Here is a 21,731-nt window from a genome sequence, read left to right on the forward strand (position 1 = left end):
GTGTGCCGGTCGCTAGCCCTGCCGGACGCAGAGCCGGCCGGTGATCTGCACCCGGTCGACGTCACCGGTAGCCCGGTCGCGCAGGAACCGCCCGAGGTACGGCATCCCCGCGCGCGGGCCGCCGTCCGAGGGCGTGCGGAAGGAGAGGTCCTTGCCGACCAGGAGCCGCACCGGCGCCGCTCCGGCGACCGAGAGCAGCAGTTCGCCGCCGTCGGCCTCGGCCCGGCACTCCCAGTCGCCGTTCACGTAGTGGCCCGCGCACTGCGGCGCCGACACGGGCTCCACCTCGCCGGTGTCCCGGGGGTGGTCGCCGACCTCCAGGCCGGTCTGGTCCAGCCGCCCGAGCAGCGACTCCCACAGGCGCGCGCCGGTGCTGCCGTTGGCGGTCAGCGCCACCACCGTCCCGGTCGACGGGTTCGCGCGCAGGTGGCTCCACGCGCCGTCGCCGGTGCCGTCGTGGCCGAACCAGGTCCCGTACCGCGACCATCCGGCGCCCCAGCCGCCCGCCAGCCCGTAGGCGTCCACGGCGAGCCCCTCGGTGACGTCCTCGCGCATCGCCCGTGCCGTCGCGGCGTCGAGCAGGTCCGCGCCCGGGCCGAGGCCCAGGTGCGCGGCGCCGAACACCGCGAGGTCGCGGGCGGAGAGGCTCAGGCCGGCGGCCGGGTCCTCCAGCGGCGGTACGGACTGCTCGTGGATGGGCCGGGGCGCGCCCTCCGGCTGCACCAGGTGGCCCACCGCGGTCGGCACCGCGGCGTCGCGCCCCAGCGGGCGCAGCAGCATCGCCTCCATGGCCTCGGTCCAGTCCAGCCCGGTGATCTCCTCGACCAGGCGGCCGGCGATCAGGTAGCCCGGGTTGGAGTAGGAGAAGACCGTTCCCGGCTCGTGCACGACCAGCTGGGACGCGTGGCCGGCCAGCCACCGGGCGCGGGTGGTCCCGGGCGGCAGCTCGGCGGTGTTCGCCGCCAGGCCCGCGGTGTGGCTGAGCGCCTGGCGCAGCGTGAACTTCGGGCCCGCGCGCAGCTCGCCCAGCTGGTCCGCCAGGGGCTCGTCCAGGTCCGCGTCGCCGTCGGCGACCAGCATCGCCGCGAGCGTCGCGGTGAACGGCTTGGTGAGCGAGCCGAGCGGGAACGCCGTCTCGGCCGTCACCCGCCGTCCCGATCCGGCCTCCGCCTCACCGGTCTCCGCGGTGAGGAGTCGGCCGTCGCGCCAGATCGCCAGCTGGGCGCCGGGCACGCCGTGCCGGAGCGCGAGCTCCGTGAGCAACTCGTTCATCGGGCATCCTCCGTACCGAGGGTCGGGTCGCACAGGTGGGCGATCGAGCGCAGCGCCGCCACCAGTTCGGAGCCGACCCGGGCGATCGTCTCGGGTTCGTGCAGGTTGACGGAGTAGTAGAGGTCGAAGCCGAGCCGGCCGCCCTCGACCGCGCCGACCACCTCGAGCGCCTGCTCGGCCAGCTCGCGCCCGTCCTGCTCCTGGCCGATCTCCTCGTGGAAGGCGTGGAACAGCGAGCGGTCGGCCGTCTGGGTGATCTCCTCGGTCTGGCTGTGGTAGTTGAACGACACCGCGGGAGGCGTGTGCGGCGCCGCGGGCGTGCCGGACCCGGCGAGGTGGCGCAGCGCGCCGTAGCCGATGCCGTTGCCGGGAACGGCGCGCAGGCAGCGGCGCACCGAGCGCACGACGGCGGGCCAGTCGGCCTCGGCCTGCGCCCGTCCGGGCACCTCCAGCGCGACGGGGTACGAGCTGGTGAACCACCCAACGGTGCGGGACAGGTCGATGTCGTCGAAGATCTCCTCGCGCCCGTGTCCCTCCATCTCGATCACCAGCCGGTCGTCGCCGGACCAGCGGCACATCGTCCAGGCCAGCGCGGAGAGCAGCACGTCGCTGACCCGGGCCCGGAACTTGCCCGGTGCCACGTGCAGCAGCGCCGCGGTCTCCTCCCGCTCCAGCCGCACCGGCATGATCCGCCGCGAGGACACCACGTTCGGTCCGGGGCCGTCGGTCGGCAGCGGCGCCGCCTCGGGCACCGCGTCCCAGTGCGCGGCCTGGTCGGCGAAGCCGCCCGCGGCGGCGTGCGCCGCGAAGCGGGTGGCCCACTGCCGGAACGAGGAGGTCTTGGCGCCGAGGTCGATCGGCACGCCGTCGAGCGCCTGCCGGTACGCGAGGTCCAGGTCGTGGTTGATGACCCGCCAGGACACCGCGTCGATCACGAGGTGGTGCACGGTCAGGTGCAGGTGCGCCCGCCGGCCCGCGCCGAGGTCGAACAGGACCGCCCGCAGCAGCGGGCCCTCCGTCAGGTCGAAGCCGGTGTCGGCCGCCGCGGCGAGCCGGTCCATGGCCGGGAGCAGCTCCTCCTCGGGCAGCCCCGAGAGGTCGTGGCGCTCGACCAGCTCGCCGGTCTCGGCCTCGAGGTTCCACTGCGACCAGTGGCCCTGCTCGTCGAGCTCGTACCGCATCCGCAGCGCATCGTGGTGCGCGACGACCGCGTCGAGCGCCGCGCGCAGCGCCGTCTCGTCGGCGCCCTCGGCGAGCTCGACGTGGATCGACTGGACGAGGTGCTGCGGGGCGGCCGTGTTGCGTGCGAAGAAGGCGTGCTGGATCGGGGTGAGCGGCACCTCGCCGGCCTCGGCCTCCTGGGTGGCGGCGACCTGGCGGTCCTGGCCGGCGGCGGCGACGAGCTGCTCGACGGTCGGGTGGCGGAACAGGTCGCTGGAGGAGACCTGCAGTCCCGCCCGGCGGCTCTTGAACACGACCTGGATGCTGAGGATGGAGTCGCCGCCGAGCTCGAAGAAGTCGTCGGTGACCCCGACCTTCTCGACCCCGAGCGTCTCCGCCCAGATCGCGGCCATGGTGCGTTCCTCGGCGGTGCGGGGCTCCACCGAGTCCCGGCCGGCCGTCGCGGACTCCGGCTCCGGCAGGGCGCGCCGGTCGACCTTGCCGTGCGCGGTGAGCGGCAGCCGCTCCATCCGGACGAACGCGGCCGGGACCATGTACTCGGGCAGCCGGGCGGCGAGGAACGCGGTCAGCTCGGCCGGTTCCAGCTCGGAGACCACGTACCCGACGAGGCGCCGGCGGCCCGGCTGGTCCTCGCGGACGATGACGGTCGAGCCCGCCACGCCCGGGTGCTGGGCGAGCGCCTGCTCGACCTCGCCGAGCTCGATGCGGTAGCCGCGCAGCTTCACCTGGTCGTCGGTGCGGCCGACGAACTCGAGCGTACCGTCGGGACGCCAGCGCATCAGGTCGCCGGTGCGGTACATCCGCGAACCGGGCGCCCCGAACGGGTCCGGCAGGAAGCGCTCGGAGGTCAGGCCGGGCCGGTCGCGGTAGCCGCGGCAGACGCCGTCGCCGGCGAGGTACGCCTCCCCGGGCACGCCCACCGGCACCACCTGGAGGTCCCGGTCGAGCAGGTAGACCCGGGCGTCCGCGGTCGGCCGGCCGACGGGGACGGTGCGTCCGGACACCCCGCCGCGCTCGACCGGGAAGCAGGTCGAGGTGACCGCGCACTCGGTGGGCCCGTACTCGTTGACGATCCGCAGGTCGGGCAGCCGCTCGAGGACGCGTTCGCAGTGCGCCGCGGAGAGCGCCTCGCCACCGACGACGACCGTCTTCAGCCCGGCGAGGATGCCCGGGTCGGTGTCGGCGACGGCGTGGAAGAAGCCCGCCGCGAAGGACATCGCCTCCACGTCGTTCTCGCCCAGGAACTTGTCGAGCTCGTCGACCGAGTGGAAGTCGCCGGGGCGCACCGCCAGCGTCGCGCCGATCAGCAGTGCCTGCCACAGCTCGTTCTGGGCGGCGTCGAAGGAGATCGAGTGGTGCTGGGCGATCCTGGTGGCGTCGCCGAAGGTGTGCTCGCCCGCGGCCCGCACCAGGCGGACGAGGCCCCGGTGGGTGACCATGCTGGCCTTGGGCGTGCCGGTCGAGCCCGAGGTGTAGGTGAGCACGGCGAGGTTGTCCGGGACGGTGCCCGCGACCGGCGGCCCGGCGACGGGCTCCGGCCGCAGGTCGTCGACCAGCAGGACCTCGGCGCCGGTCTGCGGCAGGCCGGGCGCGAGGGCGGCGTTGGTCAGCATCACCGGGACGCCCGAGTCGCGGAAGAGGAAGGCGAGGCGCTCGGCCGGGTACCCGGGGTCGATCGGCACGCACACACCGCCCGCCTTGAGGGTGCCGAGCATGGCGGTGATCATCTCGGCGCCGCCCGGCAGGCAGATGCCCACCGGCACCTCCGCACCGATGCCCAGCCCGACCAGGTGGTGGGCGAGCCAGTCGGAGTGGGCGTCCAGCTCGGCGTAGCTGAGCCGGGTGCCGCCGGCGACGACCGCGAGGCGGTCGGGGTGCTCGCGCGCGACCTCCGTGAAGAGCTCGTGCAGGCACCGCTCCGGGTAGCCGGACGGGGTGCCGTTGAACTCCCCGATCAGCCGGTCGAGTTCGGCGCCGCGGACCAGCGGCAGGTCGCGCAGGGTGGTGCCGCCGGGTGCCGTCACCATCGCCTCGAGCATGCCGAGCAGGTGGTCGGCGAAGCGGGCCGCGGTGGCGTCGTCGAACAGCCGCGGGTCGTAGCCGAGCCGCATGTGGAGCCCGTCCACCAGGTGCGCCACGCAGGTGAGCGGGAAGTTCGACGTCTCCAGGCCCGCCAGCTCCCGCACCCCCAGCCCGTGGCGCTCGGCGGCGTTCTCGTCGTACGGGAAGTTCTCGAAGACCACGCAGCTGTCGAAGAGTTCGGTGCCCGCCGGGACCGAGGCCCAGTTCCGCACCTGGGCGAGCGAGACGTACTCGAACTGGCGGCCGTCGAGCTGCTGTTCCTGGACCTGGCGCAGCCAGGTGCGCAGGTCGCTGTCGGGCGAGACGGTCAGCCGCGCGGGCAGGGTGTTGATGAACAGGCCGACCATCTCGTCGGAGCCCGGCAGGTCGGCGGGCCGGCCGCCCACCGTGGTGCCGAAGCAGACCTGGCGGTCGCCGCTGTAGCGGGACAGCAGCAGCGCCCAGGCGCCCTGGATCAGGGTGTTGGCGGTGACCCGGGTCTCGCGGGCGAAGCCCTCCAGCCGCTCCGTCTCCTCCGCCGTGAGGCGCAGGTCGAGGTGGCCGGTGTCGCGGGACTGGTGCGAGCGCAGCGGGGTGCGGTCGAAGGGCAGCGCGGTGGGCCCGGTGAACCCGTCGAGCAGTCCGGTCCAGTACGCCTGCGCCGTGGCGGTGTCCTGCTCGCCGAGCCAGCGCACGTACTCGCGGAACGGACGGCGCGGGGGCGGCGGCGCGACCTCGCGTCCGCTGAGCAGGGCGTGCTCGACGAAGACCTCGCCGAGCACGTCGGCGAAGCTCCAGCCGTCGAGCAGGATGTGGTGCGAGGAGCAGCGCAGGTGGACAGAGGAGGCGGAGAGCCGGGCCACGTGCAGCCGCAGCAGCGGCGGGCGCGACAGGTCCAGCGGCGCGCTCGGGGCCTCGGCCAGCAGGCGGATGCGCTCCTGCTGCTGCGCCTCGGTCAGGTCCGACCAGTCCTCGACGACGGCGGGCACCCGGACGTCCCGGTGCACCACCTGCAGCGGGCGTCCGCCCTCGGCGTCGGCGATCGCGGTGCGCAGCACCGGGTTCCGGTCGACCACCCGCTGCCACGCCTCGACCAGCACGGCGGGGTCGGTGACGCCGTCGAGGACCAGCCCGAGGTGGGTGAAGTAGATGTCGTCCTCGTGCGCGTCGAGCGAGTGGAACAGCAGGCCGCTCTGCATCGGGGTGAGCGGGTAGACGTCCTCGACCGTGCGGCCGTCCCCGGCGATCCGGTCGACGCCGGCCTGGTCGAGCCCGGCGAGCGGGAAGTCAGACGGGGTGCAGCCGCCGGCCTGGGCGCAGTGCGCCACGATCTCGGCGAGCGCGGCGGTGAACCGTGCCGCGAGGGCAGCGACCGTCGCGTCGTCGTGCAGCGCGGCGGAGTACTCCCAGGAGAACTCGAGCCGGCCGTCGCGGACCATCCCGGTGACCTCCAGGAGGTTCGGGCGGGCCAGGTCGGCGCTGCGGTCCGGGACCGGGCTGGGCTTCCAGCCGCGCAGCACGCCGTCGCCGGTGGCCACGTCGAAGTGGCCGTGGTAGTTGAAGCCGACCTGGCAGCGGCCGCCGGCCAGCCCGGCGTCCCCGGTCAGGTAGCGCAGGGCGCCGTACCCGATGCCCGCCTCGGGGACGGCGCGCAGGGTCTCCTTGACGGCCTTGAGCCGGGTGCCCCAGTCCTCGCCCGGCACGGGCAGCACGACCGGGAAGAGCGTGGTGAACCAGCCCGCGGTGCGGGACAGGTCGACGTCCTCGAAGAGGTTCTCGCGGCCGTGGCCCTCCAGCTCGACGGCGACGGCCTCGCCGCCGGTCCAGCCGGTCAGCACCGCCGCGAGTGCGGTCAGCAGCACGTCGTTGACCTGGGTGCGGTACGCCGCCGGGACGTCCCGCAGCAGCGCGCGGGTCAGCTCGGCGTCGAGACCGGCCTCGACCGTACGGGCGTCGGCGAGCGTGTCCGGTGCCTCGCGGTCGACGGGCAGCGGCCGGCAGGCGGCGGACGCGGCCTCGACGGACTGCCAGTACGGGCGCTCGGCGGCGAAGCGGCCGGAGGCTGCCGCCTCGGTCAGCCGGGTCGCCCACTCCCGGAAGCCGGTGGTCTTCTCCGGCAGTACGACCGTGCGGCCCTGCGCCGCCTGCTCGTAGGCGAGTTCCAGGTCGGAGAGCAGCACGCGCCAGGTGACGCCGTCGATGACGAGGTGGTGCACCGTGACGAACAGCCGGTCGGGCTCGGGCGCTCCGGTGAGGAGCACCGCGGCGAGCAGCGGCCCGGCGTCGAGCCGGAAGCCGGCCTGGGCGGCGGTGACCGCCTCCTCGACCGCCCGCTCGCGGGCGGCGGTGTCGAGACCGGACAGGTCGACCGTGCGGAACGGCTCGCCCGTCTCGGCGGCCGCGCAGTGCTGGCGCCAGGCGCCGTCGGCGCGGACGGCGCGCAGCCGCAGCGCGTCGTGGTGGTCGAGCAGCGCCGTCACCGCGGTGCGCAGGGCGGCCGGGTCGGTGCCGGGCGCGAGCTCGACGAACATCGACTGGTTGAAGTGGGCGGCGCCCTCGGGGTACTGCTCGAAGAACCAGTGCTGCACCGGGGTGAGCGGCACGTCCCCGACCGCGGCGGTGGCGGCGGCCTGCGGCGTCGGCTGGTCCGCGGTGCGGACCACGGCGGCCAGGTCGGCGACGGTCTGGTGCAGGAAGATCTGCTTGGCGGTCAGCCGCAGTCCGGCCCGCCGCGCCTTCGACACGACCTGCAGTCCGACGATCGAGTCGCCGCCGAGCTCGAAGAAGTTGTCGGTGACGCCGACCGTGCCGGGCTCCAGGCCCAGCACCTCGGCCCAGACCGCGACGAGCGCGGCCTCGGTCGGGTTGCGCGGCGGGACGTGGTTCCCGGCGGTGTGCTCGGTGGCCGCGGGCGCCGGCAGCGCCTTGCGGTCGAGTGTGCCGCTCGGCGTCATCGGCAGCTCGTCCAGGACGACGAGTGCGGAGGGGACGGCCGGGTCGGGCACGATCCCGGCGAGGAAGGCGCGCAGCTCGGTGAGGGTGGGCGCGGCGCCGTCCGCGACCAGGTAGCCGACGAGCCGGTCGCGGCCGGCCGGGTCGGGGCGCACCGCGGCGGCCGCCGCGGTGATGCCGGGGTGGCGCAGCAGGGCGGCCTCGACCTCGCCGAGCTCCACCCGGAAGCCGCGGACCTTGACCTGGTCGTCCGCGCGGCCGAGGTACTCCAGGTTGCCGTCGGGCCGCCAGCGCCCGATGTCGCCGGTGCGGTAGAGCCGTCCGTCGGAGAACGGGTCGGTGATGAAGCGCTGCTCGGTGAGCTCGGGACGGTTCCAGTAGCCCTGGGCCACCCCGCCGCCGCCGATGCAGATCTCGCCGGGCACGCCGACGGGGACGGGGCGCAGTGCGGCGTCGAGCACGTAGGTGCGGGTGTTGAGCAGCGGTCGGCCGATCGGCACGACGGCCGTGTCGCCGAGCGCGCCGGCCCGCAGCTGGAAGGTGGTGGAGTCCACGGTCGTCTCGGTGGCGCCGTAGTTGTTGGTGACGACGGCGTCGGGCGGGAGCAGGTCCAGGACGGCGGCGGCGTCGTCGGCCAGCCAGGCTTCCGAGCCGACCGCGAGGACGCGCAGCGAGTCCGCGCGGCGTCCGGTCCAGGCCAGCTCCTGGGCGACCGCCTTGGCCAGCGACGGGGTGGTCACCAGCAGCTGCGGGCGGACCTCGTCGATCAGCGCGGCCAGCGCGGGCGGGTCGGCGATCACCTCGATCGGGCAGATCACCATCTCGCCGCCGTACATCGCGGACATCAGGAAGTCGCCGAGGAACAGGTCGACGGCGAGGCTGGACACCGACAGGCTGCGGCCGCGCAGTCCGGTCAGGTCGTAGCGGTCGTCCCAGGCGCGCATCATGTGCTCGGCGTTGCGGTGGCTGACCATCACGCCCTTGGGGCGGCCGGTCGAGCCGGAGGTGTAGACGACGTAGGCGAGGTCGTCCGGCCCGGCGGCCGCGGCGGGCGCGGTGGCGGGGTGGGCGGCGATCGCTTCGTGGTCGGTGTCGAGGCGGACCGTGGTCCAGGGGCCGTCGCCGACGGCGGCCGAGTCGGTGATCAGCACCGGGGCGGCGGCGTCGCCGAGCATCATGGTCAGCCGCCCGGCGGGGTGCTCGGGGTCGAGCGGCACGAACGCGCCGCCGGCCTTGAGCACGGCGAGCAGGGCGACCATCGCGTCCACGCTCCGGTCGAGGCAGACGCCGGTCAGCACGCCCGGGCGCACGCCCGCCGCGACCAGGTGGTGCGCGAGCCGGTTGGCCCGCTCCCCCAGCTCGGCGAAGGTGAGCCGGCGGCTGCTGTCGCTCACCGCGACGGCGTCGGGCGTGCGGGCCGCCTGCTCGTCGAAGATCCCGTGCAGGGTCCGCGCGGACGGCGCCGCGGCGGCCGGCGCCTGCCAGTCGGCGGTGAGCGTCCTCAGCTCGTCGGCCGGGAGCATGGACAGGTCGGCGAGCGGCGCCTCGGGCTGGTCGGCCACCGCGCGCAGCAGGGTGACGAGGTGGCCGCCGAGCCGCTCGACGGTCGACCGGTCGAACAGGTCGGTGCTGTATTCGAGGTAGCAGACCAGCGAGGAGGCGTCCTCGTAGAAGTCGAAGGTGAGGTCCAGCTTGGCGACGTCGACCGACGGCTGGATCTCGGTGACCTCCAGCCCCCGGAAGGCCGGCAGCGTGTCGGCCATGTTCTGCAGGTTGACCATCACCTGCACCAGCGGCGGGCGGGAGGCGTCCCGGTCGAGCCGCAGCGTGTCGACCAGGCGCTGGAAGGGGACCTCGTCGTGGGCGAAGGCCTCGAGCAGGCCGGTGCGCACCCGGCCGAGCTGCTCGGTGAACGACAGCGACTCCTCGACCTGGGAGCGCAGCACCACGGTGTTGATGAAGGTGCCGATCAGGCTTTCCAGCTCGGGCCGCTGCCGGCCCAGAGTGACGGTGCCGACCGCCACGTCGGACTCGCCGCAGTACCGGGCCAGCAGCACCTTGGTGGCCGTGACCAGGGCCATGAACAGCGTCGCGTCCTGCCCGCGGCTCAGCTCGCGCAGCCGGCCCAGCACGTCGGCGGGGACCTCCAGCGCCAGCGTCGCGCCGGCGGGCGTGCGGACGGGCGGCCGCGGCCGGTCGGTGGGCAGGTCGGCCGTACGCATCCCGGCGAGCCGGTCGCGCCAGTAGTCGAGCTGCTCCTCGACCACGGCGGAGCGCCCGCGCTCCCAGACGGCGAAGTCGGCGTACTGCACGGGCAGCGGCGCGAGCTCCGCCGCGCCGCCGCCGACCGCCTCGTCGTAGGCGGCGGCCAGCTCGCCGAGCAGCTGCCCGGTCGACCAGCCGTCGCAGACGATGTGGTGCATGCCCAGCACCAGCACGTGCTCCCGGTCGTCCACCCGCAGCAGGGTGGCCCGCAGCAGCGGTCCGCGGCGCAGGTCGAACGGGGTGTTCACCTCGGTGGAGAGGAAGCGGTCGATGGTGGCCTCGGCGTCGGGCCCCGACACGTCCACGATCGGCAGCGGCCGGTCCTCGGGCTCGTGCACGACCTGGACGCCGCGGCCGTCGACCGCGTCGAAGGTGGTGCGCAGCATCTCGTGCCGGCGCACGACGCGGTCGAGGGCGGCGCCGAGCGCGGCGGCGTCGAGCCCGCCGCGCAGCCGCAGCGCGCGCAGCGAGTTGTACTCGGCGCTGTCCGGCTCCAACTCGGCCGAGAACCAGAGCCGTTCCTGCGCCGAGGACATCGGCGGCAGGCCCTCGCGGGGGGCGGCGGGGATCGGCTGCTCCGCGGGGGCGGACTCGCCGGCGAGGCGGCGCAGCAGCTCCGCCCTCAGGTGCGCCGGTACGGATGCGAGCATCTCGTCGAACTGGGTCATCTGCATTCCTTCCTGGGTCAGATCCGGCCGGGCGCTTCGGCGCTGGAGGCGGCGATCAGGCTCGCGAAGATGCGCTCCTGGACGACGGCGGCGAGGTCTCTTACGTGGCGGTGCTCGAACAGGTCCCTCGGGGAGAGCGGCACGCCGAACGCGGCGCGCATCCGGACGGCCAGGCGGATCGCGTTGATGGAGTCGCCGCCGAGGTCGAAGAAGCTGTCGAGGGCGCCCACCCGGGGCACGTCCAGCACCTCGCCCCAGATCCGGCAGACGGCCTCCTCGGTCGGGTTGGCCGGCGCCACGTACGACTCCTCGTCCGGGCGGGAGGTGACCTCGGGCAGCGCGGCCCGGTCGAGCTTGCCGTTGCGGTTGATCGGCAGCACCGCCAGCAGCATCACGGCGGCCGGGACCATGTAGGCGGGCACGTGCCGAGCGACGTGCTCGCGCAGCTCCTCGGCGGTCGGCGTACCGGTGCGCGGCACCACGTAGGCGACGAGCCGCTTGCCGGCGCCGTCCGCCTGGACGACGACCGCGGCCTCGGCCACCGCCTCGTGCCGCAGCAGCACGTTCTCGACCTCGCGCGGCTCCACCCGGAAGCCGCGGATCTTGACCTGGTCGTCCGCCCGCCCGGCGAACTCCAGCGTGCCGTCCCGGTTCCAGCGGACCAGGTCGCCGGTGCGGTACAGCCGGGCGCCCGGCGCGCCGAACGGGTCGGCCACGAAGCGCTCCGCGGTCAGGTCCGGCCGCCCGACGTAGCCGCGGCCCACGCCGGCGCCGCCGAGGTAGAGCTCTCCGGTGACGCCGGGCGGCACCGGGCGCATCCGGTCGTCGAGGACGTAGACGGTGGTGTTGGGGACGGGCCTGCCGATCGGCACGTTGTCGTACCGGACGCCGGGCTCCACCGCGAACAGCGTCGCGGCGACGGCGCATTCGCTGGGACCGTAGCCGTTGAGCAGGCGGCGGCCCGGCGACCATGCGGTGGCGAGGTCGGGGGTGAGCACCTCCCCGCCGCAGAGGATGGACTCGAGGTGCGGCAGCGCCTCCGGGTCGAGCACCGGCAGCACGGTCGGCGGCCCGGTGACCGCGGTGACGTCGGCCTCGCGCAGCTGCTCGATCAGTTCGGCGCCGCTGTAGGTGCCGGTGGTCACCGGGGCGACCAGGGTGGCACCGCCGGCGAGCGTGCTCAGCAGGACGAGCGAGGCGGCGTCGAAGCTCATCGGGGACAGCTGGTAGATCCGGGCGCCGGGGCGCACGTGCAGCGGGACGACCGCCTCGATGGTGTTCACCATGGACCGGTGCTCGGTCATGGTGCCCTTGGGCTTGCCGGTCGAGCCCGAGGTGTAGACGGTGTACAGCAGGTCGCGGGGGCTGCCGTGGTCGGGCGGGGCGGTGGCCGGCCGGGCGGCGATGGCGGGCCAGTCCTCGTCGAGCAGGACGAGCGGGGTCGTCGCGCCCGCGAAGACGTCGACGTGGCGGGTGTGGGTGAGCACCACCGCCGGACGCGCCTCCTGCAGGATCGCCGCGGCGCGCTGGGCGGGGTAGTCGGGGTCGATCGGCACGTACGCGCCGCCGGCCTTGAGCGTGCCGAGGACGCCGACGACCAGGTCCGGGCCGCGCTCGACGGACACGCCGACCAGTACGTCCGGTCCGACGCCGAGCTCGACCAGGTGGTGGGCGAGCCGGTTGGCGCGCTCCTCGACCTCCGCGTAGGTGAGCCGGTGCTCGCCCCGCTCGACCGCGACGGTGTCCGGCCAGCGGGCGGCGCGCTCGCTGATCAGCTGGTGCATGCGCCGCTCGATGGAGTACTCGGAGGGCGCGCCCACGCCCCACTCGCCGAGGATGAGTTCCAGCTCGGCGCCGCTCAGGGCGGTCACGTCGCCGATGCTCGGCGCGGATCCGCCGGCCAGCCCGTCCAGCACCGTGATCAGCCGCTCGGCGACCCGCTCCACGGTGCCCGGCTCGAAGATCGTCTCGTCGTAGAGCAGCCGCATGACCAGCGACTCGCCCGGGAACACGCTCAGCGCCAGCGGGTAGTTGGTGGCGAACTCGACGTCGAACGCGCGGACCACCGACCGGTCGAACGGGTAGTTCTGGAAGACCACGGCCGTCTCGAACAGCGCCGTCCCGGGCTCCACGTCGGCGAAGGACTGCACCCGGTTGAGCGGGGCGTACCCGAACTCCCGCGCCGCCGCCTGCTCGCGCTGCAGCTCCGCGAGCCAGGGCCGGATCGGCTCCTCGTCGGCCACCCGGACCCGGACGGGCTGGGTGTTGATCATCATGCCGACCATCGACTCGATGCCGGGCAGCTCCGCCGGGCGCACCGCCATGCTCGTGCCGTAGCAGACGTCGCGCTCGCCGCTGAGGCGCGCCAGCAGGATCGCCCACGCCCCCTGGATCAGGGTGTTGGCGGTCAGTCCGGTGCGCCGCGCGTACCCGGAGACCCGCGCGGCCGTCTCCGCCGGGACGGTCACCTGCACCGTCCGCCGGGCGGTGGGCCGGTGGCCCTCGGGCGGCTGACGGTCGCCGGGCACGGACACCGGGCTGGTGAAGCCGGCCATCCGGCCGCGCCAGTACTCGTCGGCGGCGGTGAGGTCCCGGTCGGCGAGCCAGTGGACGAAGTCCTGGAACGCCGGACGGGTCCGCACCGGCTCGCCGCGGTAGGCGTCGAGCACGTCCTGCAGCAGCTCCGCGGCGCTCCACCCGTCGGTGACCACGTGGTGGATCGTCCAGACCAGCTCGACGTCGTCCGGGCCGAGCCGCACGATCGTGACCCGGCTCAGCGGCGCCACGGTGAGGTCGACTCCGGCGGCGCGGTCGGCGTCGAGCAGCTCCCGCAGCCGCGCGGGGTGCTCCGCCTGCGGGACGTCGCTCCAGTCGAGCTGGGTCACCGGCAGCGTGACCTCGTCCCGGACGACCTGCACGGGCTCCTCGACGTCGGCCCAGCGCAGCTCGGTGCGCAGCACCGCGTGCCGTTCGGTGGCCTCCTGCCAGGCCCGGCCGAGGCGCTCGGTGTCGGTGCCCTCGCCGAGCCGGACGACGAGCTGGTTCAGGTGCAGCGCCGTGTCGTCGAGCATCAGGGAGTCGAAGAGCATGCCGCTCTGCATGGAGGTCAGCGGGTAGCTGCCCGACCGCGGCGACTCGTACCGCGGCTCCTCCGACTCCTCCTCCTCGAGCCGCTTCGCCGTGCCGGCCAGCGCCTCGACCGTCGGGTGGGCGAAGACGTCGGCCGTGCTCAGCACCAGCCCCTTGGCCCGCGCCCGCGCGACGATCCGCATGGTCAGCACGGAGTCGCCGCCGAGGGCGAAGAAGTCGTCCGTCGCGCCGACCCGCTCGACGCCGAGCGTCTCGGCCCAGATCGCGGCGAGCTCGCGCTCGGTGTCGGTGCTCGGCTCGCGGTACGCCGCGTCGCCCACCGGGGGCTCGGGCAGCGCGGCGCGGTCCACCTTGCCGTTCGCGTTGATCGGCAGCCGGTCCATCCAGACGATGCGCGCGGGCAGCATGTAGCCGGGCAGCCGGGCGGCCAGCCGGTCGAGCAGCTCGCCCTCGACGAGCGGGGCCGGCCCGGTCGGGTACGCGACGATGCTGCGCGTCGGGCCGTTCTCCCGGACCACCACGACGACGTCGGTGACGCCGGGGCAGTCGCGCAGCGCGGCCTCGATCTCGCCCAGTTCGATCCGGAACCCGCGGATCTTGACCTGGTGGTCGGCACGGCCGAGGAACTCGATGAGCCCGTCCTCGGTCAGCCGCACCCGGTCGCCGGTGCGGTAGAGGCGGCCGCCGGGGACGAAGGGGTTCGCCACGAAGCGCTCGGCGGTCAGCGCGGGGCGTCCGAGGTAGCCGCGACCGGTGCCCTCGCCCGCCAGGTACAGCTCGCCGTCCTCGCCCGCGCCGACGGCCCGCAGCCGCGCGTCGAGCACGTACGACTCGGTGTCGTCCAGGGCCGTGCCGATCACCGCGGCCCGGGTGGGGCCGCCGCCCGGCGTCATCCGGTGCGTGGTGGCGAACACGGTGCTCTCGGTCGGGCCGTACACGTTGACGACCGTGATGTCCGGGCAGGCGCGCCGCACCTGCTCGATGGCGTTCGCCGACGGGGTCTCACCGCCGGTCCACACCTCGCGCGCCCCGGCGAAGCAGCCGGGCTGCTCCTCGGCGAAGAGCCGGAACAGCGCCGAGGTCAGGAAGACGGCGTCGAGACCGTGCTCGGCGACGATCCCGGAGAGCTTCGGGGCGGTCAGCTCGTCGGGCGCGATGACCACGCGGCCCCCGTTGAGCAGCGGCACCCAGATCTCGAAGGTGGAGGCGTCGAAGGCGAGCGGCGCGTTGAACAGCGCGCTGCGGCCGAAGGCCGCGCGGACGCGGGGTTCCCCGGCCAGCGCCAGGATGTTGCGGTGGGTGATGGCCACGCCCTTGGGCCAGCCGGTCGAGCCCGAGGTGTGGATGACGTAGGCGAGTTGCTCCCCGTCGACGTCCGCCTGCGGGGCGTCGGGGCGCCGGCCCTGGTCCGTGCCGTCCAGGACGAGCACGGCCGGCCCGGCGGTCGCCGCCCGGTCGGCGGTCGACGGGTCCGCGATCAGCGCCACCGAGTCCGTTCCGGCGAGCAGTCGGCGGACCCGCTCGTCGGGGTAGCTCTCGTGCATCGGCACGTAGACCCCGCCCGCCTTGAGCACCGCGAGCAGGGCGATGACGGTCTCCGGCGAGTGGCCCGAACGGCCCATCAGCAGGCCGACCCGCGACTCGGCGCCCACCCCGGCGGCGACCAGCAGGTGGGCCAGGTGGTTGGCGCGCTCGTCCAACTCGCCGTACGTGAGGGTCCGGTCGGCATCGACGACCGCGGGCGCGTCCGGGTCCCGCCGGGCGTGCGCGGCGACGACGTGGTGGACCGTCCGGCCCTCCGGGTCGGCGAGTGCGTTGTCAAAACCGTGGGACATGCTCGGCCCTCCACTAGAGACACGCGTGGCGCGCGGATCTGTCGACGGTCGAGCTTGGCGTGCGGAGGGGTACCTGCTCCACGTTCTTGAGCGGTGAGGAAACTGCCCGTGCCGGGCCCTCTACGCGGGTTGCGCGGGGGACGCGTGAAAACAGGTGAGGCGTGGCCGAAGCCACGCCTCACCTGCGATTGCGCCCGTCCGTCACTCGGGTCGGGAGATCGCCTCCACGGCCGGCGGACGCAGCGCGAGCCGGGCCGGCACCATCACGGCGGGCCAGGCGATCGCCACGGCCGCGACCACGATGCCGAGGTACATCAGCGGCGGGATGGAGGGGAACACGGAGTGCCGGATCGCGTAGCTCATCCCGATCAGCGAGGGAAGCGCGGCGATCGTGCCGACGACGATCGCGCACAGCGCGATGATGCCCGCCTCCTGACGCATCATCGACCGGACCTGGCTGGTACGGGTGCCGACGAGGCGCAGCAGGGCGAACTCGCCGCGCCGCGAGACCGTCGCCATGACCAGTGTGTTGACGACGGCGATGGCGAGGTAGCCGAGCAGGACGGCGTTGAGCATGAGGCTGACCCCGTCGCCGCCCCCGTCGGTCGGGGCGACGGTGACCGCCGCGGCGTCCCGCACGCTCAGCGTCGGGTACGCCTTCAGCGCCGCGCCCAGGTCCGTCCCCTTGTCGGCGTTGACCATCAGCCACTGGTCGAGGTGGTCGGTGCTGTGCGCGAGGACCACGTCGTTGGGCAGCGTGACGTCGCCGAAGCCGAGCCCGTTCTCGTAGACCGCGACCACCTTGGACTTCTGGACGGTGCCGTCGCCGAGGTGCACCTCGACGGTGCCGCCCACGTCGGCGCCGACCGTGCCGGAGACGATGCGGCTGAGCGCGACCGTGTCTCCGGTGAGGCCGCCGAGGTCGCCGCGCAGCACGTCCAGCTTCATGGTGTCCGGTACGGCCGCGGGGTCGACGCCCTGCGCCACCGTGACCTTGTACTGGATGCCGTCGCCGTCGTCGGGCCAGGTGAGGATGGTCGAAGTCCGGGCGACCGGGCCGACCGTGCGCACGCCGGGGACCTTGCGGAGTTCGTCCACCAGGCCGGGCGAGATCCCCGCGCTGTCGGAGGTCACCACATGGTCGGCGATCACGCCGTCGACCAGCTGGTCCTGCGCGGTCGCGGCGAGCGTGGTGGCGCCGAAGAGCTGGGCGGACGCCATGGTCACGCCCATGATCAGCGGGGTGGTCGCGGAGCTGAGCCGGCGGGCCCGGGCCCGGGAGTTGGCGATCGCGAGGAACCGGGTGACGTTGCCCGGGCGACGGCCGAGCAGCGCCGCGATGGCGCCGAACAGCTTCGGTCCGAGCAGGCCGACGGAGATCACCAGCAGCAGCGCGGAGCTGGCGGCGCCCTCGATGGCCGACTCGCCGGGCAGCACGATCGGCAGCACGACCGCGACGGCCAGGCCGCCGGGCACGAGCAGCAGGCCGAGCGTGAGCCGGACCCAGCCGAGTTTCTTCGACTCCACGGCCACGTCGCCGAGCGCCTCGACGGCACTGACCTTCGCCGCCCGCCGGGCCGCGAGCCAGCCGCCGATCCGGGCCGCGAGGACGCAGACCAGCACGGCGAACACCACCGGCAGCGGCGTGATCTCCAGGGAGAACCCGGCCGGCAGTACCCCGGCCGACGTGAAGACGGAGTGCAGCAGCAGGGCGAGCAGGATGCCGGGAACGGCGCCGATCACGGCGCCGATCCCGCCGACCAGCACGGCCTCGCCGCCGATCATGCGCAGCACCTGCCGGGGGGTGGCACCGACGGCGCGCAGCAGGGCCAGCTCGCGGCGGCGCTGCTGCACCTGCAGGGCCAGGGTGCCGGAGACCACGATGACCACCAGCATGATCATGGTGGCGCCGAAGGCGCTGGCCACCTCGATGACGAAGGACCGCGACTGCCCGATGTCGAGCGTCTCGACGTCGCTGCGGTCGTCGCCGGTGGCGGCGACCACGCCGGGCACGGCCTTCTCGATCCGGGCCGCGAGGTCGCCCGCGTCGGTCCCGTTCGCGGCCAGCACGCCGACCGCGTCGATCTTGCCGGGCAGGTCGTAGAGCTTCGCCGCCCGGTCGTCGGTGAAGAAGACCGCGGACTGCCGCTCGAACGAGACGCCGGGCTCGGCGACCCCGCTGACGTGGTACGACTCCGGCTTCGACCCGGCCACCAGGGTGACCGAGTCCCCGGGGCCGACACCGGCCCGCTTGGCGAGCTCGCTGTCGAGCACCACGTCGTCGGCCGCCTGCGGCTGGGAGCCCGAGCGCAGCGTGAACGGCGTGAGCACGGAGGCGGACCAGCCGTGCCCGTACACCGGCGGGCCGTCCAGGACGGAGTCCTTCGTCAGGACCGTCATCCGGACGTTGGTGTCCGCGACCGCGGACTCGACGCCCTTGACCGCGGCGACCTTGCCGACCGTGTCGGCGGGCAGCCGGACCCGTTCGGACAGCCGCGGGTCCGAGTCGCCGTCGACCGCCATCGCCTGGTAGCCGCCGACGACCACGGCCGCCTTGTGGTACCGCTCGGCCGGGACGCCCGAGCTGATGCCGGTCTCCAGCAGCATGCCGCAGGCGGTGATCACGGCGGATCCGACCGCGACGGCGATCAGCACCGCCGCGAAGCCGCCCTTGCGGCCGCGGATCGTGCTCCAGGCCAGCGAGAGGTTCTCCCGCGAGAGCGTCTTGACCTTCTTCTTGGCCTTGACGCCCGCCGGTGGTTCGGCCGTCTTGGCCCCGCTCTTGCGGCTCACCACTCACCCAGCCTGGTCATCCGGTCGGCCACCTGGTCCGGGGTCGGCCTGATGAGCTCGCCGGCGAGCCGGCCGTCGGCGAGGAAGGTCACCGAGTCCGCGTGCGAGGCGGCGACCGGGTCGTGGGTCACCATCACGACGGTCTGGCCGGTCCGGTCGACGACCCCCCGCAGCAGTTGCAGCACCTGCTTGCCGGTCCGGGTGTCGAGCGCTCCCGTCGGCTCGTCGGCGAAGATCACGTCGGGCCCGGTGATCAGGGCGCGGGCGATGGCCACGCGCTGGCGCTGACCGCCGGAGAGCTGCCCGGGGTAGCGGTCGCCCATGTCGGCGAGCCCGACGTTCGCCAGCTCGGCGGCCACCCGGTCCATCGGGACGGGTTCGCCGGCCAGCCGGAACGGCAGGCCCACGTTGTCGGCGATGGTGAGCGAGTCGAGCAGGTTGTACGCCTGGAAGACGAACCCGACCCGTTCCCGGCGGATCTCGGTGAGCTGCTCCTCGTCCAGTCCGGCCAGCCGGACGTCGCCGAGGGTCACACCGCCCTTCGAGGGCTGGTCGAGACCTGCCGAGCAGTGCAGGAAGGTGGACTTGCCCGAACCGGACGGGCCCATGATCGCGACGAATGTCCCGCGCCGAACGCCGATCGTCACATCGTCCAAGGCTGTGACCACATTGCGACCGGAACCGTAGGTTTTCGTCACGGATTCCAATAAGAGAGCGTACCCACTAGTAGTCACAGCGCACCTTTCAACCCATTCCCCTTTGCCGGAACGGTACCGTCCTGCGCCCTCCCTGATCAACCCGGATCCGGCCGGAACCGATTTTCGGCCGCACGCCTCCAATGATCTTGCCAATAGCCGCCCCGACCTGCGCCTCTTCCTTTCCGTCCGGGTTTCCGCGGGCGCCGGACCGACTGGATTTCGATGTCCGGTATGCGGCTTTTCGACGGTGATGGCCCGGTTACCCGCCAGTTACCGTCGAACCGGGTTCCGGACCATGATCGGTAAAGCGGAAGTGAAGAGTCGGCGTCGACTCCGCCGCCGGGCCCAGAGCGGAAGCGGCCCCACCGCGGGCCGGCCCGGCCGGGGGCTCGCGGATCCTCCCCCGCCCCCCACCGACCTCCGCCACCGGAAAGCGCCTCTGAACTGCGGATTTCACTCTGCGGGCAACAAGATGGCCGGTCCGCCGGGCCCACCGAAATACTTCTCGGCGGCCCGGACGATTTCCTCCGCCGGGCGACGGGCGCACCGCACCGCGCCCCGGGAACGCACCACTCCTGAAAAACCTCGGCGACCGAGCCGGAAATTCGCCGCGCCGACCACGCTTCACCATTCTCTCGCATCGGGGGCAGAGAAAAATGATTCCTGCGGATCTGGAACGCGCAGTCTACGGAATGTACGCCACCCACGCCCTGCGCGTCGCGGACCGGCACGGCGTATTCGAGCACCTGATACGGAACGGCGGCGACAGCGCCGGGAAGATCGCGGCCGCCCTGGCCGTCGACGAGGACACCCTCGAGCGCCTCCTGCTGGTGCTGTCCTCCTTCGGCGTCGTCGACGCGGACGGCGGCCACTACGCGCTCGCGGCGGACGTGCGGCCCTACGTCGACCGCGAGGACCCCCGCTACCTGATGGGGTTCGTCGGGCACCTGATCGACGACACCGCCCAGCAGTTCGGACGCCTCAGCGGCTACCTGCGCGTCGGCAAGGCCGAGACCGACCGGGACACGCCGGCGCCGTTCGAGGCCATCTACCGCGACGAGGAATCGGTGGGCCGCTTCCTGAACGCGATGTGGGGCCTCAGCCACCACGTCTCGCACGAGCTCGCCGCCCTGGCCGACCTGGGCGAGTCCCGGCAGCTGATCGACGTGGGCGGCGCGAGCGGGCCCTTCTCGGTCGCCGCCCTCAAGGCCTTCCCGCAGCTGCACTCCACCGTGTTCGACCTCCCCCAGGTCGGTCCGCACCTGGCCGCGCGCGCCGCCGAGCACGGGCTCGGCGACCGGCTGGACTTCGCGCCCGGCGACTTCTTCCGCGACCCGCTCCCGTACGGCGACTGCTTCGCCTTCGGCTACATCCTGTCCGACTGGGACGACGAGACCTGCGTGACACTGCTGCGCAAGGCCCACGACGCCTGCCTGCCCGGCGGCCGGGTCCTGATCATGGAGCGGCTCTTCGACGACGACCGCGGCGGCCCGCTCGGCACCGCCGTCATGAACCTCTCCATGCACGTCGAGACCGAGGGCCGGCACCGCACCGCGGCCGAGTACCTGGACCTGCTGCGCCGGGCCGGCTTCGAGGACGGCACCGTCCGGCGCTCCGGCGGCGACAAGCACCTGGTCATCGGCCGCCGCGCCGAGAGAGGGTCCGAGCGGTGAACGCCGTGAGTGCCGCCCGGACCGGCGCCCCGACCCGCTCGCACACCCCCACCCGCTCGCGGGAACTGCCCGAAGCCTGCGCCGAGTTGGCCGCGTGGATGCACGCCACGCCGCTCGCCGCACTGCCCGAGGAGGAGGTCCTGCGGCTGTCCGGACGCTACGACGCCGCCGTGGCCGGACCGGACACCGACGAGAACGAGATCCTGCGGCTGCTGACCCGCCCGTTCAGCCGCCGCCTCGACATCCCCGAGTACTACCGCTACACCGGACTGCACGTGGCCGGCTGGTACTTCGCCCGGCGGGCGGACCCGTACGAGGCGAGCCTGCTGCTCCTGCACGCGCTCATGACCGACCTGATCGCGCTGGAGGTGCGCGAGACCGGGCTGCACGAGACCACGGTCGAGGAGGGCGCGGAACGCGTGCGCCGCCTGAAGGCCGTGCTCGAGCACCTGAGCGCCTCCCCGGTCGGACCGGACCGCACCATGGCGAGCGCCGAGCTCGTCCGGCTCGCCGACCACGACGACACGCTGGTCCACGACCTGGCGGTGGTCAACCGCTGTTCGGGGTTCCGCCGTTCGGACAAGCACGACGAGCACATCTTCATGCGCGCCGTGCAGGCCTGCGAGATCGGCTTCTTCCTCGTCCGCTGGACGGCCCGCCGCGCGACCGAGGCCATCGGCCGCGACCGCGACGAGTACGCCCTGCGGATCAGCCAACTCGCCTCGGCCGCCGAGCTGCTGAACGTCGTCTTCTTCGCGCTGCGGACGCTGACCCCGGAGCTCTTCGCGGGCTTCCGGGACGCGACCGGGAGCGCCAGCGCCGTCCAGTCGCTCAACTACCACCTGATGGAGCTGGTGGTGTACGGCTACGACGAGCGGAAGACCGAGACCTACGAGCGGTTCGCGCACCTGGCCCCGGTCAACGACCCGCTGCTCCGCGAGTTCACGTCCCTGCGGGACGCCGCGGTCGGCTCCCACGATCCCGACGTGCGCGAGGCGTTCGCCGCCGGCGAAGCACCGCTGCACGTCTGGCGCGGCCGGCACTACGGATTCGGCCGCCGCTACCTGCCGGACATGACCGGCTCAGGCGGCACCGAAGGTGCCGGCTACCTCAAACGCTTCGTCGGAAAGAACGGATTGCCCTCCGGCGACCGTACCGACGATGCCGAGCAATTGCTCACCCGATTCGCCTTCTGCTGACAGAGGGTAATGCGATTCCTATCCCGGCGCCCCGGCGCCGGTG

The 21,731-nt window shown here is 73.7% G+C and carries 7 protein-coding genes; 2 read left to right on the forward strand and 5 right to left on the reverse strand.

What is annotated here, in order from left to right; all coding sequences use genetic code 11:
* Positions 1–12 precede the first annotated feature (12 nt).
* The 5 genes from ACZ3TI_RS23165 to ACZ3TI_RS23185 all read right to left on the reverse strand — a co-directional run bounded on the left by ACZ3TI_RS23165 (position 13) and on the right by ACZ3TI_RS23185 (position 18,852).
* Complete coding sequence (locus ACZ3TI_RS23165; protein WP_465729066.1) at positions 13–1,272, reverse strand: serine hydrolase domain-containing protein; 1,260 nt, start codon at positions 1,270–1,272, stop codon at positions 13–15.
* Positions 1,269–10,400: an amino acid adenylation domain-containing protein gene (locus tag ACZ3TI_RS23170; protein WP_465729068.1), complete on the reverse strand. Its 9,132-nt coding sequence runs from the start codon at positions 10,398–10,400 to the stop codon at positions 1,269–1,271. Before ACZ3TI_RS23170 ends, ACZ3TI_RS23165 begins: the two co-directional genes overlap by 4 nt.
* A 17-nt stretch (positions 10,401–10,417) precedes the next feature.
* Positions 10,418–15,325 (reverse strand): amino acid adenylation domain-containing protein, encoded by a 4,908-nt coding sequence (locus tag ACZ3TI_RS23175; RefSeq protein ID WP_465729070.1) that lies wholly within the window; start codon positions 15,323–15,325, stop codon positions 10,418–10,420.
* 201 nt (positions 15,326–15,526) lie between these two features.
* Complete coding sequence (locus ACZ3TI_RS23180) at positions 15,527–18,121, reverse strand: ABC transporter permease (protein ID WP_465729072.1); 2,595 nt, start codon at positions 18,119–18,121, stop codon at positions 15,527–15,529.
* Positions 18,115–18,852 (reverse strand): ABC transporter ATP-binding protein, encoded by a 738-nt coding sequence (locus tag ACZ3TI_RS23185; protein ID WP_465729074.1) that lies wholly within the window; start codon positions 18,850–18,852, stop codon positions 18,115–18,117. Before ACZ3TI_RS23185 ends, ACZ3TI_RS23180 begins: the two co-directional genes overlap by 7 nt.
* 656 nt (positions 18,853–19,508) lie before the next feature.
* Here ACZ3TI_RS23185 and ACZ3TI_RS23190 point away from each other — a divergent pair.
* Together ACZ3TI_RS23190 and ACZ3TI_RS23195 are read left to right on the forward strand one after the other, a co-directional pair.
* A complete protein-coding gene (locus ACZ3TI_RS23190) occupies positions 19,509–20,489 on the forward strand; it encodes a methyltransferase (protein WP_465729076.1) in 981 nt (326 codons plus the stop codon).
* Positions 20,486–21,688 carry a tryptophan 2,3-dioxygenase family protein gene (locus ACZ3TI_RS23195; RefSeq protein WP_465729078.1) on the forward strand — a complete coding sequence of 401 codons (1,203 nt, stop codon included), beginning with the start codon at positions 20,486–20,488 and terminating at the stop codon, positions 21,686–21,688. The genes ACZ3TI_RS23190 and ACZ3TI_RS23195 overlap by 4 nt, the downstream gene beginning before the upstream one ends.
* The last annotated feature ends 43 nt before the right edge of the window (positions 21,689–21,731 follow it).

The sequence above is a fragment of the Kitasatospora sp. NPDC023120 genome, from assembly GCF_055560835.1.